This window comes from Pseudomonas sp. (assembly GCF_040514055.1).
In the GTDB taxonomy this organism is placed as follows: Bacteria; Pseudomonadota; Gammaproteobacteria; order Pseudomonadales; family Pseudomonadaceae; genus Aquipseudomonas.
On record NZ_JBEVDL010000003.1, the window covers coordinates 32954 to 48815 of the forward strand.

Genomic DNA, 15862 nt, shown 5'->3' on the forward strand with positions numbered 1-15862 from the left:
TCGACGGCCAGGCGGCCGGGCGGCTGATTCCGTTTAACGCCCTACCTTACGGGATCGGGCGCATGCAGGTCGACACCTAAGATGTCGACGGCCAACGGGCGGGATTTACCCCCACACACATCAGCGGTAGTGCAAAAAGACGTTGTCGCGGCCGAACTGGTCACGCAGGGCCTGAATCAAGCTGTCCGCCGGGTCAATTCGCCAGGCCTCGCCGAACTGCAGCAGGGCCCGTGCCTCGGGGCTGCGGTAGTCCAGGGTGATCGGGCAGGCGCCGCGATGGCGGCCACACAATTCGGCCAACCAGCGCAGGCGATCGCCCTTGAGCGCATCGCTGGCGATGGTCAGGCGCAGGCTCTCGGCCAGGCCGGTGCGCGCCTCCTCCAGGCTCATCACGCGCTTGGCGCGCAGGCGCAGGCCGCCAGAGAAATCATCGTTGCTGACTTCGCCCTCCACCACCACCAGGGCGTCGGTTTGCAGCAGCGCCTGGGCAGTGTTGAAGGCCTCGGCGAACAAGGATGCCTCGATCCGACCGGAGCGGTCATCAAGGGTGATAAAGCCCATCTTGTCGCCCTTTTTGTTCTTCATCACCCGCAGGTTGACCACCAGGCCGGCCACGGTCTGGCTGTCGCGGGCGGGCTTTAGGTCGATGATGCGCTGGCGGGCGAAACGCCGCACCTCGCCTTCGTACTCGTCGATCGGATGCCCGGTCAGGTACAGCCCCAGGGTTTCCTTTTCGCCGCGCAGGCGCTCCTTGAGCGACAGCTCCTTGGCCCGTCGATGGTTGGCGTAGACGTCCGCCGCCGTGTCGGCGAACAAGCCGCCGAACAGGTCGGCATGCCCGCTGTCATGGCTGCGTGCGGTCTGCTCGGCGGCCTGGATGGCCTCCTCCATGGCTGCCAGCAGCACCGCCCGGTTACGGTCGATATTGGCCTGGTAGGCCTTGATCTCGTCATGAAAATAGGGCCCCAGGCGATCCAGGGCGCCACTGCGAATCAGCGCATCGGTGGTGCGTTTATTGATGCGCTTAAGGTCGACCCGGGCGCAGAAATCGAACAGGTCCTTGAACGGGCCGGCCTTGCGCGACTCGACGATGGCCTCCACCGGCCCCTCGCCCACTCCCTTGATCGCGCCCAGGCCGTAGACGATCCGACCGTCATCGTTGACCGTGAACTTGAACTCGGAATTGTTCACGTCCGGCGCGTCCAGGCGCAGCTTCATGCTGCGGCACTCTTCGATCAGCGTCACCACCTTGTCGGTGTTGTGCATGTCGGCCGACAACACCGCGGCCATAAAGGGCGCCGGGTAATGGGCCTTGAGCCAGGCGGTCTGGTAGGACACCAGGCCATAAGCCGCCGAGTGCGACTTGTTGAAGCCGTAACCGGCGAATTTCTCCACCAGGTCGAAGATGTTACCCGCCAGGTCGGCGTCGATATTGTTGTTGGCGCAGCCCTCGATAAAACCGCCACGCTGCTTGGCCATTTCCTCGGGCTTTTTCTTGCCCATGGCCCGGCGCAGCATGTCCGCCTCGCCGAGGGTGTAGCCGGCCATCACCTGGGCGATCTGCATCACCTGTTCCTGGTACAGGATGATGCCGTAAGTGGGCAGCAGCACCGGCTTGAGGCCGTCGTACTGGTAGTCCGGGTGCGGGTAGGCCAGTTCGGCGCGGCCGTGCTTGCGGTTGATAAAGTCGTCGACCATGCCCGACTGCAGCGGGCCGGGACGGAACAAGGCCACCAGGGCGATCAGGTCTTCCAGGCAGTCGGGCTTGAGCTTCTTGATCAGCTCCTTCATGCCCCGCGACTCCAGCTGGAACACCGCCGTGGTCTCGGCCTTCTGCAGCAACTGGTAGGTCGGCTTGTCATCCAGCGGGATAAAGTCGATGTTCAGCGGCGGCTCGTCGACCTTGGCGCGCTCACGGTTGATGGTCTTCAGCGCCCAGTCGATGATGGTCAGGGTGCGCAGGCCGAGGAAGTCGAACTTCACCAGGCCAGCCGCCTCGACGTCGTCCTTGTCGAACTGGGTGACCAGGCCACCGCCTTCATCATCGCAATAGATGGCCGAAAAATCGGTGAGCTTGGTCGGCGCGATCACCACGCCGCCGGCGTGCTTGCCGACGTTACGGGTGATGCCCTCGAGCTTGCGCGCCATCTCCCAGATTTCCGCCGCCTCTTCGTCGACCTTGAGGAAGTCGCGCAGCACCTCCTCCTGCTCGAAGGCCTTCTCCAGGGTCATGCCGACCTCGAAGGGGATCATCTTCGACAGGCGATCGGCCAGTCCGTAGGACTTGCCCTGGACCCGCGCCACGTCGCGCACCACCGCCTTGGCGGCCATGGTACCGAAGGTGATGATCTGGCTGAGCGCGTTGCGCCCGTAGGTCTCGGCCACGTACTCGATGACCCGGTCGCGACCGTCCATGCAGAAGTCGATGTCGAAGTCGGGCATCGACACCCGTTCCGGGTTGAGGAAGCGTTCGAACAGCAGGTCATATTGCAGGGGGTCGAGGTCGGTGATCTTCTGCACGTAGGCCACCAGCGAGCCGGCACCCGACCCCCGGCCGGGGCCGACCGGGATGCCGTTGCGCTTGGCCCACTGGATAAAGTCCATCACGATCAGGAAATATCCGGGAAAGCCCATCTGGATAATGATATCCAGCTCGAAATTCAGCCGATCGATGTAAACCTGGCGCTTTTCCTCGTAGTTCGGCGTGGTCTCCCGCGGCCAGAGCACCGCAAGGCGCTCTTCCAGGCCGTCGAAGGAGACCTTGCGGAAGAACTCGTCCATGGTCATGCCGTCCGGCACCGGAAAGTTGGGCAGGTAACTCTTGCCCAGCTCGATCTGGATATTGCAGCGTTTGGCGATCTCGACGGTGTTTTCCAGCGCCTCGGGCAAGTCGCTGAACAACTCCCACATTTCCTCGGGGGTCTTCAGGTACTGCTGGTTGCTGTAGGTGCGTGGCCGCCGTGGGTCATCCAGGGCGCGGCCTTCGCCGATGCAGACGCGGGTCTCGTGGGCATCGAAGTCACCCGGTTTGAGGAAGCGCACGTCGTTGGTCGCCACCAGCGGCGCTTCGCAGCGCTCGGCCAGGGCCACCGCCAGGTGCAGGTACTCCTCGTCGTTGACCCGGCTGGTGCGCTGCAGCTCCAGGTAGAACCGATTGGGGAACACCGCCTGCCACTCGCGGTAGATCGCGTCGGCCTCCGCCGGGTTGCCCGCCAGCAACGCCAGACCGACTTCCCCTTCCTTGGCCCCGGACAGGGCGATCAGCCCCTCGGACGCCTGCTTGACCCAGTCGCGCTCGATGATCACCTCACCGTTGCGCTGGCCTTCGATAAAACCACGGGAAATCAATTCGGTCAGGTTGCGATAACCCTTGGCGTTCATCACCAGCAGGGTGATCCGGCTGAGCGGCCCATCCTCGTCGCGGCTGGCCAGCCACAGGTCGGCGCCGCAGATCGGCTTGATGCCGCCACCGGTAGCCGCCTTGTAGAACTTCACCAGGGAGCAGAGGTTGCGCTGATCGGTGACCGCCACCGCCGGCATGCCCGCCGCCGCCGCCGCCTTGACCAGGGGCTTGACCCGAACCAGGCCATCGATCAGGGAAAATTCGGTGTGCAGACGCAGGTGAACGAACGAAGCGGCCATGGTGATCCTGTGCAGACGCAAATACGGCAAGGCGGCGATTGTAACGGGGCAGCCGGCAAAGCTACAGCCTCACGCCCCGATGCCGGGCCTGGCCCGCTAGCAGGTCAGGCTGGTCTCGCGCAATGCCTGCTCCAGGCGCAACCGCACTGGTGCGAAGGAGCGCCGGTGGATCGGCGTCGCACCCAGGCGCTGCAGCGCCTCCAGGTGCACCGGGGTCGGATAACCCTTGTGCTGGGCCATCCCGTAACCCGGGTACTCGAGGTCCAGCGCGTGCATCTCGCGGTCGCGACTGACCTTGGCCAGGATCGACGCGGCGGCGATCGCCGGCACCTGGCCGTCCCCCTGAATCACCGCCCGGCTGGGCATGCTCAAGACCGGGCAGCGGTTGCCGTCGATCAGCGCCAGGCGCGGCAGCACGCTCAGGCCCTCCACCGCCCGCTGCATGGCCAGCATGGTCGCGTGGAGGATATTCAGCCGATCGATTTCCTCGACCTCGGCCCGGGCGATGCACCAGGCCAGGGCCTTTTCCCGAATTTCGTCGAACAGTTTTTCCCGCCGCGCCTCGGTCAATTTCTTCGAATCGTTGAGCCCGTGGATCGGCCGGCGCGGGTCGAGGATCACCGCGGCCGTGACCACCGGGCCACAGAGGGGGCCGCGACCCACTTCGTCGACACCGGCGACCAGCGCCTCGACCAGGGTGAAATCCAGCCCCAGTTGCATCAGGCGCGCCCCGCCAGCTCGAGCACGGCGTCGGCGGCCTGGGCCGACGCATCCCGGCGCAAGGTCCGGTGAATCTCATCGAAGCCCAGGGTCTGCGCCTCGCCGGCGTCCAACAGCGGCGCCAGGGCCTCGGCCAGAGCCGCCGGCGTCGCCGCGTCCTGCAGCAGCTCGGGGACCAGCTGACGCTGGGCCAACAGGTTGGGCAACGAAAAGAACGGACTGGTCACCAGGCGCTTGAGAATGCGGTAGGTCAAGGGCGCCACCCGGTAGGCCACCACCATGGGTCGCTTGTGCAACAAGGCCTCGAGGGTCGCCGTGCCGGAGGCGATCAGCACCGCGTCGCAGGCGGTCAGGGCCTCATGGGAGCGGCCGTCGAGCAGGGTCAGCGGCAGGTTGCGACCGGCCAGCAACAATTCCAGCTGCAGACGCCGCTGCGGGCTGGCGCAGGGCAGCACAAAGTGCAAGCCCGGGCGCAACGCGCGCAGGCGTTCGGCGGCATCCAGAAACAAGGCGCCGAGCCGGGCCACCTCGCCCCCGCGGCTGCCGGGCATCAAGGCCACCAGCGGCTGGTCCAGCGGCAAGCCCAGCTGCCGGCGCGCCTGCGCCCGGTCGCCCTGCAGCGGAATCTGGTCGGCCAGGGGATGACCGACAAAACGCACCGGCACGCCCTTCTCCTCGTAGAAACGCGCCTCGAAGGGAAACAGGGTCAGCATCAAGTCGCAGCCCTCGCGGATCTTCAACACCCTTTTCTGCCGCCAGGCCCAGACCGACGGACTGACGTAGTGCACGGTCTTGATCCCGGCCTGGCGCAGCTTGAGTTCGACACCCAGGGTGAAATCCGGTGCGTCGATGCCGATAAACAGGTCGGGTTTTTCCGCGATCAGGGTGCGAATCAGGCGCTTGCGCCGGGCCAGCAGCTCGGGCAGGCGCCCCAGCACCTCGACCAGGCCCATCACCGACAGGCGCTCCATGGGAAAGTAGGGTGTCAGGCCCTGGGCCTGCATCAGGGGTCCGCCGACGCCGATAAATTCGATCGCCGGGTGCCGCTGCTTGAGGGCCTGCATCAGGCCCGCACCAAGGATATCGCCGGAGGCTTCGCCCGCGACCAGGGCGACTCGCATCAGTGCCGTCATGGTCAGCGGGTGATGCCGCGGGTGGACGCCTGAATCGAATCGATAAACACCGCGACCTCCGGGAACTGCGCTCCCGATTCGGCCAACTCGGCCATGGCCTGTTCGACTGTCAGCCCTTGGCGGTACACCACCTTGTAAGCGCGCCGCAGGGCCGCGATGGCGTCGTCACTAAAACCACGCCGGCGCATGCCCTCGAAATTCATGCTGCGTGCTTCGGCCGGGTTGCCGAACACGGTGACATAGGCCGGTACATCCTTGCCGATGGCCGTGCCCATGCCGGAAAAGCTGTGAGCGCCAATGCGGCAAAACTGGTGCACCAGGGTATAGCCCGAGAGAATCGCCCAGTCATCAACATGCACATGGCCGGCCAGCGCGGTGTTGTTGACCAGGATGCAGTGATTGGCAATCACGCTGTCATGACCGATATGAACATAGGCCATCAGTAGATTGTGGTCGCCTATGGTGGTCTCGGCGCGGTCCTGCACCGTGCCCCGGTGGATGGTCACACCCTCGCGGATCACATTGTGATCACCAATCACCAAACGGGTGTGCTCACCCTTGTACTTGAGGTCGGGGGTGTCCTCACCGACCGAGGAAAACTGGTAAATACGGTTGTGTTTACCAATCCGTGTCGGGCCCTTGATGATGACATGCGGGCCCACCACGGAACCCTCGCCAATTTCCACATCGGCACCGATGATCGACCAGGGCCCGACTTGTACATCGTCAGCCAATCGGGCACTCGGGTCGATGATCGCGCGAGGGTCAAGCAAACTCATAGTTTGCGTTCCGCACAGATGATTTCCGCCGCGCAAACTTCCTTGCCATCGACACTGGCCCGGCAAGCGAACTTCCAGATGCTGCGTTTTGTACTCAGAAACCGCGCCTCGAGCACCAGGCGATCACCGGGTGTCACGGGTGAACGGAAACGCAGCTTGTCCGAACCGACGAAATAATAAAGGGTGCCGTCGGAGGGCTTCACATCGAGCATCTTGAAACCCAGAATGCCCGCTGCCTGGGCCATGGCCTCGATGATCAACACACCAGGCATGATCGGGTGTTCGGGGAAATGACCGTTGAAAAACGGCTCGTTGATACTGACATTCTTATAAGCACTGATTGTCTTGCCTTCAACGTCAAGATCCACCACGCGATCTACCAGCAGAAAAGGATAGCGGTGCGGCAGGTATTCGCGAATCTCGTTAATGTCCATCATGTCAGGGGAAGCCTGTAATAAAAATAGGGGTGCGCAAGGTGCGCAGAACAACGGGCTTTCAGTTCGCCGTGGTGGCCGACGGTCGCGGCGCGACCGGGGACCCGGCAGTGCCGATGCGGCACGCCGGCACAGCTGAAAGCGAATCAGGCTTCATCAGATGAAGCCTCCCCGCTCGAGGTCACGGCCGCCAGGCGCTTTTCCAATTGTTGCAGGCGGCGCGCCATGTCATCCAATTGGCGAAGCCGGGCGGCGCTTTTCTTCCATTCAGCGGCCGGTTGCATGGCGGTGCCGGACGAATAGGCACCCGGTTCGCTGATCGAGCGGGTGACCATGGTCATGCCCGTGACGAACACGCCGTCACAGACCTCGATATGCCCGACCATGCCCACACCGCCGGCGATCATGCAATTGCGGCCGATCTTGGTACTGCCTGAGATGCCCACGCAACCGGCCATGGCGGTGTTGTCACCGACCTGCACGTTGTGGGCGATCATGATCTGGTTATCCAGTTTGACCCCATGGCCAATCAGGGTGTCGGCCAGCGCACCGCGGTCAATGGTGGTGTTGGCCCCGATCTCGACATCATCGCCGATCCGCACCCCGCCGAGCTGGGCGATCTTCTGCCAGACGCCTTGCTCGCTGGCGAAACCGAAGCCTTCGCCACCGATGACCGCGCCGGACTGAATCACCACCCGCTGACCAATGCACACGTCATGATAGAGCGTCACCCGTGGTGCCAGCCAACCGTCATCGCCGATCGCGCTGCGCGCCCCGACAAAACACTGGGCACCCACCGTCACCCGCTCACCGATCCGCGCACCCGACTCAATCACCGCGTAGGCACCGATACTGGCGCTGGCCGCCACCTCGGCGTCGGCCGCGACCTGGGCGGTCGGATGCACGCCCGCACCCGCCTTGGGCTTGCGGTCGAACAGGTGGGAGAGCTGCGCATAGGCCAGGTACGGGCTGTCGACCAGCAGGGCGGCCCCTGCATACCCGACCGCGTCGGCGGACGTCAACAGCACCGCCGAGGCACGGCTGTCGGCCAGGTACTTGCGGTACTGGGGGTTGGCCAGAAAGCTCAGCTGGCCGGGGCCCGCGTCCTGCAAGGTCGCCAGGCCCGTGATGGGGCAGTCCGCGGCGCCCTGAAGGGTAGCGCCGAGACGCTCGGCCAGCTGGCCAAGGGTAAAAACAGGTACCGTCATGATCAGCGCAGCTGGTTCATACGCTCAATGACCTGGCGGGTGATGTCGTATTGAGGCTTGACCTCGATCACTGCACCCCGCTCGAACACCAGGTCGAAGTTGCCTTTCTTGATCACTTCTTCAACCGCCTTGTCCAGGTTCGGCTTGAGTTTCTTCAGCATATCGCGATCGGCGACCGCCTTGGCTTCGCTCAGCTCCTTGGACTGGAACTGAAAATCCCGGGCCTTTTGCTTGAACTCCAACTCCAGGCGCTCGCGCTCGGCCTGCTGAACCTTGTCGCCGTCCTTGACCAGACGATCCTGAATACGCTTGGCATCGCTTTCCAGGGTCTTGAGCTTGGTCAGCTGCGGACCGAATTTTTTCTCCGCATCCACCGCATACCGCTTGGCGGCATCGGACTCCAACAGCGCCATCTGGTAGTTCAGTACTGCGATCTTCATTTCGGCGAATGCCGGGGTAGCCACCAGAGCGACCGTGAACATAACCAATTGAGTCAACTTACGCACAGTGCACTCCTGCAAAACTGTCTTTTCGTGAATGTCGGACTTTTAGAAGGTCTGACCAAGGGAAAACTGAAATACCTGGGTGTCGGCATCGTCGGGTTTGACGATCGGCATGGCCAGACTGAAGCTCAAGGGACCCAGTGCGGTGATCCAGGTCAGCCCCACGCCCACCGAACTGGCCAACTCACCGGCATCGATGTCGCTGCAGCTTGGTGACGAGGATGCGCAGCTGGTGTCGAACACGTTACCCACGTCCCAGAACACGGCCGTGCGCAGCGACCGCTGGTCCTTGACGAACGGCGCGGGAAACAGCAACTCGAGACCGCCCTGGACCAGCACGTTGCCGCCGAACGGCAGTGGATCCTGGTCCGGATCGGTAACCCGGCCACGGGCGTCCTCGGTATCGTAAACGATCTCGCCCTTGGCGTTGCGCACCACGCTGGGGGTGCTGCGTGGGCCCAGGCTGCTGTCCTTGAAGCCGCGTACCGAGTTGAAACCACCCGCGTAGTAGTGCTCGTAGAACGGCAGTTCCGAGGTCGAACCGTAACTGTCGGCGTAACCCAGCTCGGTGTGCAGACGCAGGGTGAAGGTATCGCTCAAGGGCTGGAACAGCTGGCCGCGGTAGTCGAGCTTGAAGAACGACAGGTCGCTGCCCGGCACCGTGGTTTCGAACACCAGGCTCTGGGAGTGACCACGGTTGGCCAGCACGCCACGGTTGAGGGTCGAATCCGACCAGCCGATCGAGGCCTTGAGGTTCAGGTAGTTGTCGCCTTCCTCCTCGAGGAAATCGAAAATCTCGTCGACGGTATAACGGCCGGTGTCGATGGTGTCCTGCTGCACGGTCAAGCCATAGGTCAGGCGACCGGTCTCGCTGATCGGGTAACCGATGCTGACACCAGCACCCAGGCTGTCCACCGCATAGCTGGACACGTCGACATCCAGGTCGTCGTAGTCGGTGGCACGGTAGAAGGCGTTATAACCCAGGCTGATGCCGTCGACCGTCCAGTAGGGGTCGACAAAGCCGAAGTTGTATCGCGACTGGTACTCGCTGCGGGTCAGGCCCACGCTGACCTTGTTACCGGTCCCGAGGAAGTTGTTCTGGCTGATCGAGCCGCCAAGGATCAGACCGGCGTTCTGGGCGAAACCGACGCTGGCGGTGATCGAGCCCGAGGCTTGCTCTTCGACGCTGTAGTTGACGTCGACCTGGTCGTCGGTCCCCGGCACTTGCGGGGTCTCGACGTTGACTTCCTTGAAGAAGCCCAGGCGCTCGAGGCGCGTCTTGGACTGGTCGATCAGGTAGGTGGAAGCCCAACCGCCCTCCATCTGACGCATTTCCCGGCGCAGCACTTCGTCTTCGGTCTTGGTGTTGCCGCGAAAATTGATCCGGTTGACGTAGGCCCGCTTGCCCGGGTCGACACCGAAGGTGATCGACACCGTATGGTCCTCGTCGTGCGCCTCGGGCACACCGGTGACGTTGGCGAAGGTGTAGCCTTCGTTACCCAGGCGACGGGTGATCAGCTCGGAAGTGGTGGTCATCACCTTGCGCGAGAAGACCTGGCCTTCCTTGACCAGCAACAGCGCCTTGACCTCCTCTTCCGGGACCCGCAGGTCACCGCTGAGTTTGACATCACGCACCGTGTAACGCTCACCTTCGGCGACGTTGACCGTGATGTAGACGTGCTTTTTGTCCGGCGTGATGGACACCTGGGTCGAGGAGATATCCATGTTGATATAACCGCGATCCAGGTAGTAGGAGCGCAGCCGTTCCAGGTCGCCGGAGAGTTTTTCCCGACCATATTTGTCATCGTTCTTGAAAAACGACAGCAGGTTGGTGGTCTTGAGCTCGAACAGCCCGATCAGGTCCTCATCGGGGAAGGCCGAGTTGCCCACCACGTTGATGTGCTGGATCGCGGCGACCGTGCCTTCGTTGATCTTGATCTTCACCGCCACGCGGTTGCGCGGCTGGGGAATCACTTCGGTTTCGATATCGGCCGAATAACGGCCCTGGCCCACATACTGGCGCTGCAGCTCGTTGCGCACGCCTTCGAGCGTGGCGCGCTGGAAAATCTCGCCCTCGGACAAACCCGACTGGTTCAAGCCCTTGAGCAGGTCTTCGCTGGAAATGGCCTTGTTGCCTTCGATCTCGATAGCGGAAATCGACGGCCGCTCCACCACGCTGATGACCAGCACGTCGCCATCACGGCCTATCTGGATGTCCTGGAAAAAACCGGTCTTGAACAATGCGCGTGTGGCATCCACCAGCTGACGGTCATCCGCCTGCTCACCGACGTTCAGCGGCAAGGCGCCAAACACGCTGCCCGCGGACACCCGTTGCAGGCCGTTGACGCGAATATCGGAGATGGTGAAGGACTCGGCGTGAACTTCGGCGATCATCAATGCGGCAAGCACCGCAGGTAGCAGCAGACGTTTCATGAAGTCCTTTCTTATTTCAACTGACGATAAAGAAACGGCGACAGGTGTCGCCGATTCATAATTCAGTGACGCGTTACAGTCGACCCAGATCGTTAACGAGGGCCAGCACCATCACCCCGACGACCAAGCTGATACCGATCTGCAGCCCCCAAGTTTGTACTCGCTCCGACAAGGGACGACCCCGCGCCCACTCGATCAGGTAAAACAGCAGATGCCCCCCGTCCAGCACAGGAATGGGCAAAAGATTCAGCACACCGAGGCTAATGCTCAAGATGGCCAGAAAATTCAGGAAATTCCACAAGCCTGACTCGGCCGAAGCGCCCGCCACTTTAGCAATGGTTATCGGCCCGCTCAAGTTTTTTACCGACAGCTCTCCGACCAGCATTTTTCTCAGCGAGTCAAAGGTCATCAGGCTCATGGTCCAGGTGCGCTGCGCAGCTTCGCCGATGGCCTCCAGCGGACCGAAGCGAACTTCTCGCAGCATCTCCGGCGGCCAGGCCACGGGCTGGGGCCCGGCCCCCATATAACCCGCCTTTGCCTTGCCCTCACCGCGCGCGGCCAGCATGACCGGCAGCTCGAGCGACTGACCGGCGCGCTCCAGGCGCAGGATGACCCGCTGATCGGGGCGCGCACGCACCGCCTCGACGAACTGCACCCAGTCCTCCAACGGCGCTCCGTCGAGCGCCAACAACCGGTCACCCGCTTGGAGCCCGGCGGCCTGAGCGGGTCCGCTCGGATCCAGCTCGGCAAGCACGGGCGGCGTGACGGGCCGCCAAGGGCGAATCCCCAAACCCTGAATCGGATCCGGGTCCTCGGCGCCCTTGAGCCAAGCGTCGAGCCGCAGCTCATGGGTAATTTCTGCCGTCGAGCCCTGCTCACGCACCGCGATCCGCAGCACCCCAGTCTCGCCCATGCGCCGGATTAGTTGCAGATTGACCGCGGCCCAGCCGCTGGTGGGCTCTCCATTCACAGCGACGATTTCTTGGCCCGTGGTCAGGCCCGCCTCGGCCGCCAGCCCCTGAGGGATCACTTCGCCGATCACCGGGCGCACCTGCTCGCTGCCCAGCATGGCCAGGAACCAGAAGAACAGCAGCGCCAGGATAAAGTTGGCGATGGGGCCCGCGGCCACAATGGCGATGCGCTGGCGCACCGATTTGCGGTTAAAACACTGGTCGAACAGCGCGGACGGGATGGCCGTCTCGGACTCGCGCTCGTCGAGCATCTTCACGTAACCGCCCAGAGGGATGGCGGCGATCATAAATTCGGTGCCCTGGCGGTCGTGCCAGCGCAACAAGGGCGTGCCAAACCCCACGGAAAACCGCAGCACCTTGACCCCGCAGCGACGGGCCACCCAGAAATGCCCAAATTCGTGAAAGGTCACCAGCACACCGAGGGCGATCAGGGTGCCGAAGAACATATACAGTCCGCTCATCGTTTTTCTCCGGGGCTAGCGCCCATGGCGACTCAACCAATGATTGGCCAGGGTCCGCGCGCGGGCATCGGCCGCCAATACGACCTCCAGTGCTTCGACCACCTGCACCGGCTCGGCATTCAATACGGCGTCGATCATACCCGCGATCTCGGGGAAGCGGATGCGCCGCTCGAGAAATGCCGCCACCGCCACCTCATTCGCCGCGTTGAGTAGGGCCGGCGCGGTGCCCCCGGCTTCGGCCGCCTGGCGCGCCAGGCGCAAGCACGGGAAACGCTGTTCGTCGGGGCGCTGAAAATCCATGCGCGCCACCGCGAACAGGTCCAGGGGCGCGACACCCGAGTCGATCCTCTCCGGCCAAGCCAGCGCGTGGCTGATCGGCGTGCGCATGTCCGGGTTGCCCAACTGGGCCAGGACCGAGCCGTCCACATAATCGACCAGCGAATGGATCACACTCTGGGGGTGGATCACCACTTCCACTTGGGCGGGGCGCGCGTCGAACAGCCAGCAGGCCTCGATCAGCTCCAGGCCCTTGTTCATCATGCTGGCGGAGTCGACCGAGATCTTGCGTCCCATCGACCAGTTGGGATGGGCACAGGCCTGCTCGGGTGTGACCTCGCCCAAGGCTGCCAGGGGCGTCTCGCGAAAGGGCCCGCCGGAGGCGGTCAACAGGATGCGCCGCACCCCCACCTGGGCCAAGCCACGGGCGTAGTCAGTGGGCAGGCACTGGAAGATCGCGTTGTGCTCACTGTCGATCGGCAGCAGCACCGCGCCGCTGTTGCGCACCGCCTGCATAAACAGCGCGCCGGACATCACCAGCGCTTCCTTGTTGGCCAGCAGCACCTTTTTGCCCGCCGCCACGGCGGCCAGCGTTGGCGCCAGCCCCGCGGCACCGACTATGGCGGCCATCACGGTATCGACTTCGGGATGGGCAGCCACGTCACACAAGCCCGCCTCGCCCTGCAGCACCTCGACCGCCACAGCGCTGCCGGACAGGGCCTCACGCAGAAAGGTCGCCGCCCGGGCATCGGGCACCACGGCGTAGCGAGGCCGGTACAACAGGCACAGCGCCAACAACTGGTCCAGGCGGCTGAAACCGCTCAGGGCGAACACCTGGTAGCGCTCAGGATGACGGGAGATGACGTCCAGGGTGCTCAGGCCGATGGAGCCGGTGGCCCCGAGCACACAGACCTGTTGCGGCCGCGCCGGGCTCACGGCGTGCCCCAGCCCGCCAGCCACAGCAGCACGGCAAACACCGGCACCGCGGCGGTCAGGCTGTCGATACGGTCCAGCACACCGCCATGGCCCGGCAGCAGCTGGCTGCTGTCCTTGATCCCGGACTGACGCTTGAACATGCTCTCGGTCAGGTCACCGACCACCGAAATGGCCACCACCAGCGCCGCACCCAGCAGCGCCAGGCCCAGTCCGGACATCGACCAGCCGCGGTAGAGGCCGACCGCCAGGGTCAGTACCAGGCAGAACAGCAATCCGCCAATGGCCCCTTCCCAGCTTTTACCGGGGCTGACCCGCGGCGCCAGCTTGCGCTTGCCAAAGGCCTTGCCGGAAAAATAGGCGCCGACATCGGCGCCCCAGACCAACACCATCACCGCCAGGATCAGCAGGTTGCCCAGCGGCCACTGCTTGAGCAGCACCAGCCCCTGCCAGGCCGGCAACAGGATCAGCCAGCCGATCAGCAGCTTGCCGGGGCCACCGCCCCAGTAGCGGCTGCTGCCCGGATAAGCGAGCACCAACGCCGTCGCCACGCCCCACCAGAGCATCGCCACGACCAGCAGCGCCGGCGCCAGAACGGGCAGGCGGTACAGCAGCAGCAGCAGCAGCGCCACCACCGCGGCATAACCGACCCGCGCGGGCTGCGCGTCGAAACCTGCCAGGCGCGCCCATTCCCAGGCACCGAGGCTGACCACCGCACCGATAAACAACGCGAACCAGCCGCCGTCCAGGAGGAAAAAACCGCACAGGGCGAGTGGCAACAGCACCAGCGCCGTGATGATCCGTTGTTTCAACATTAAGCCCGAGCCTCGGCGTCCACCTGATCACCGGTTTTACCAAAACGGCGCTGGCGGGTAGCGTAATCGGCCAGCGCTTTGCGCATGGCTTCGTGTTTGAAATCCGGCCAGAACAGGTCGGAGAAATACAGCTCGGAGTAGGCCAACTGCCACAGCAGGAAATTGCTGATGCGGTGTTCGCCCCCCGTACGGATGCACAGGTCCGGTAACGGCAGGTTACCGGTGACCAGGCAACTCTCCAGCAACTGCGGCGTGATCGCTTCCGGGCGCAAGTGTCCGCCTTCCACCTCACGCGCCAGGCGCTGGGCGGCCTGGGCGATATCCCATTGCCCGCCGTAATTGGCGGCGATCTGCAGCACGAAGCCGTCATGCCCACTGGTGACCGCTTCGGCCTCGCGCATGGCGGCCTGCAGCTCCGGGTGAAAGCGCGAACGGTCGCCGATGATCTTCAGGCTGATGGCGTTCTTGTCCAGCTTCTTCGCCTCACGACGCAAGGCGGACAGGAACAGCTCCATCAAGGCCCCGACCTCCTCGGCCGGGCGCTGCCAGTTTTCACTGGAGAAGGCGAACAGGGTGAGCACTTCCACCCCCGCCTCAGCGCAGACCTCGATCACCGCGCGCACGGCGTCCACGCCAGCCTTGTGGCCGGCGACACCCGGCAACAGGCGCTTTTTCGCCCAGCGGTTGTTGCCGTCCATGATGATCGCCACATGCCGCGGTACCGTCGACGAGGCCGCCGGCGGGGTTTTTTTGACTGTCTTGTCCATGACTGAGCTCGACCGGTTTATACGGCCATCAGATCGGCTTCTTTTTGCTTGACCGCCTGTTCGATCTCGGCCACGTACTTGTCGGTCAGCTTCTGGATCTCATCGGCGCCACGACGCTCTTCGTCTTCGCTGATTTCCTTTTCCTTGACCAGGTCCTTGAGCTGGCTGTTCGCATCACGACGGATGTTGCGCACGGCAACACGGGCGTCTTCAGCGACATCGCGAGCCTGCTTGGTGAAGCCCTTGCGGGTTTCTTCGGTCAGGGCCGGCATGGAGATCAGCAGCAACTCGCCAAGGTTGGTCGGGTTGAGGTTCAGACCGGCACTACCGATGGCCTTGTCGACGGCACCGAGCATGTTGCGCTCGAAAGCAACGACTTGGAGGGTGCGCGCGTCTTTGACAGTGATATTCGCCACTTGCTTGATCGGGGTATCGGAACCGTAGTAAGGCACCATCACGCCTTCCAGGATGCTCGGGTGCGCCTGGCCGGTACGGATGCGACCGAAGTTGTGCATCAGCGACTCGACGGATTTTTTCATGCGCTCTTGAGCGTCTTTCTTGATTTCGTTGATCATTGTTGGCCTTCCTCGATCAGGGTCCCTTCAGCGCCGCCATGTACGATGTTCAGCAGGGCGCCGGGTTTGTTCATGTTAAATACGCGCAACGGCATCTTGTGGTCGCGGCACAGGCAAATGGCCGTCAGATCCATCACGCCCAGCTTGCGATCCAGTACTTCATCGTAGGTCAGATGATCGAACTTCTCGGCATGCGGGTCCTTGAATGGATC

General features: G+C 63.5%; 13 protein-coding genes and 1 pseudogene. All 14 read right to left on the reverse strand.

Translation table 11 applies throughout. The features are described 5' to 3' along the window. Positions 1-120: 120 nt before the first annotated feature. Positions 121-3642: a DNA polymerase III subunit alpha gene (gene dnaE, locus ABWY06_RS01090; RefSeq protein ID WP_353923706.1), complete on the reverse strand. Its 3522-nt coding sequence runs from the start codon at positions 3640-3642 to the stop codon at positions 121-123. Positions 3643-3738: 96 nt separating this feature from the next. Continuing rightward, positions 3739-4362 carry a ribonuclease HII gene (gene rnhB / locus ABWY06_RS01095; protein WP_353923707.1) on the reverse strand — a complete coding sequence of 208 codons (624 nt, stop codon included), beginning with the start codon at positions 4360-4362 and terminating at the stop codon, positions 3739-3741. Then, positions 4362-5495, reverse strand: coding sequence for a lipid-A-disaccharide synthase (gene lpxB / locus ABWY06_RS01100; RefSeq protein ID WP_353923708.1), 1134 nt, complete (start codon positions 5493-5495; stop codon positions 4362-4364). The genes rnhB and lpxB overlap by 1 nt, the downstream gene beginning before the upstream one ends. A gap of 2 nt (positions 5496-5497) precedes the next feature. Continuing rightward, entirely contained in the window at positions 5498-6274 is a 777-nt protein-coding gene (gene lpxA / locus ABWY06_RS01105; protein ID WP_353923709.1) for an acyl-ACP--UDP-N-acetylglucosamine O-acyltransferase, read from the reverse strand. Then, positions 6271-6711, reverse strand: a complete 441-nt coding sequence (fabZ, locus tag ABWY06_RS01110) for a 3-hydroxyacyl-ACP dehydratase FabZ (RefSeq protein WP_353923710.1) — start codon at positions 6709-6711, stop codon at positions 6271-6273. The genes lpxA and fabZ overlap by 4 nt, the downstream gene beginning before the upstream one ends. 143 nt (positions 6712-6854) lie before the next feature. After that, positions 6855-7916 carry a UDP-3-O-(3-hydroxymyristoyl)glucosamine N-acyltransferase gene (gene lpxD / locus ABWY06_RS01115; protein WP_502948130.1) on the reverse strand — a complete coding sequence of 354 codons (1062 nt, stop codon included), beginning with the start codon at positions 7914-7916 and terminating at the stop codon, positions 6855-6857. A gap of 2 nt (positions 7917-7918) precedes the next feature. Further along, complete coding sequence (locus tag ABWY06_RS01120) at positions 7919-8422, reverse strand: OmpH/Skp family outer membrane protein (RefSeq protein ID WP_353923711.1); 504 nt, start codon at positions 8420-8422, stop codon at positions 7919-7921. A gap of 42 nt (positions 8423-8464) precedes the next feature. Beyond that, complete coding sequence (bamA, locus tag ABWY06_RS01125) at positions 8465-10852, reverse strand: outer membrane protein assembly factor BamA (protein WP_353923712.1); 2388 nt, start codon at positions 10850-10852, stop codon at positions 8465-8467. A 73-nt stretch (positions 10853-10925) separates the two neighbouring features. Further along, positions 10926-12284, reverse strand: a complete 1359-nt coding sequence (gene rseP, locus ABWY06_RS01130; protein WP_353923713.1) for a sigma E protease regulator RseP — start codon at positions 12282-12284, stop codon at positions 10926-10928. A gap of 15 nt (positions 12285-12299) precedes the next feature. Beyond that, a complete protein-coding gene (gene ispC, locus ABWY06_RS01135; RefSeq protein WP_353923714.1) occupies positions 12300-13496 on the reverse strand; it encodes a 1-deoxy-D-xylulose-5-phosphate reductoisomerase in 1197 nt (398 codons plus the stop codon). Then, positions 13493-14308 (reverse strand): phosphatidate cytidylyltransferase, encoded by an 816-nt coding sequence (locus ABWY06_RS01140; protein ID WP_353923715.1) that lies wholly within the window; start codon positions 14306-14308, stop codon positions 13493-13495. The genes ispC and ABWY06_RS01140 overlap by 4 nt, the downstream gene beginning before the upstream one ends. After that, entirely contained in the window at positions 14308-15075 is a 768-nt protein-coding gene (gene uppS, locus ABWY06_RS01145) for a polyprenyl diphosphate synthase (protein ID WP_353923716.1), read from the reverse strand. The genes ABWY06_RS01140 and uppS overlap by 1 nt, the downstream gene beginning before the upstream one ends. A 17-nt stretch (positions 15076-15092) precedes the next feature. Next, on the reverse strand, positions 15093-15650 hold the full coding sequence (frr, locus tag ABWY06_RS01150; RefSeq protein ID WP_353923717.1) for a ribosome recycling factor: 558 nt from the start codon (positions 15648-15650) through the stop codon (positions 15093-15095). Further along, a pseudogene (locus tag ABWY06_RS01155) lies at positions 15647-15862 on the reverse strand (UMP kinase); the annotation flags it as partial. The pseudogene ABWY06_RS01155 and the gene frr, both read right to left, overlap by 4 nt.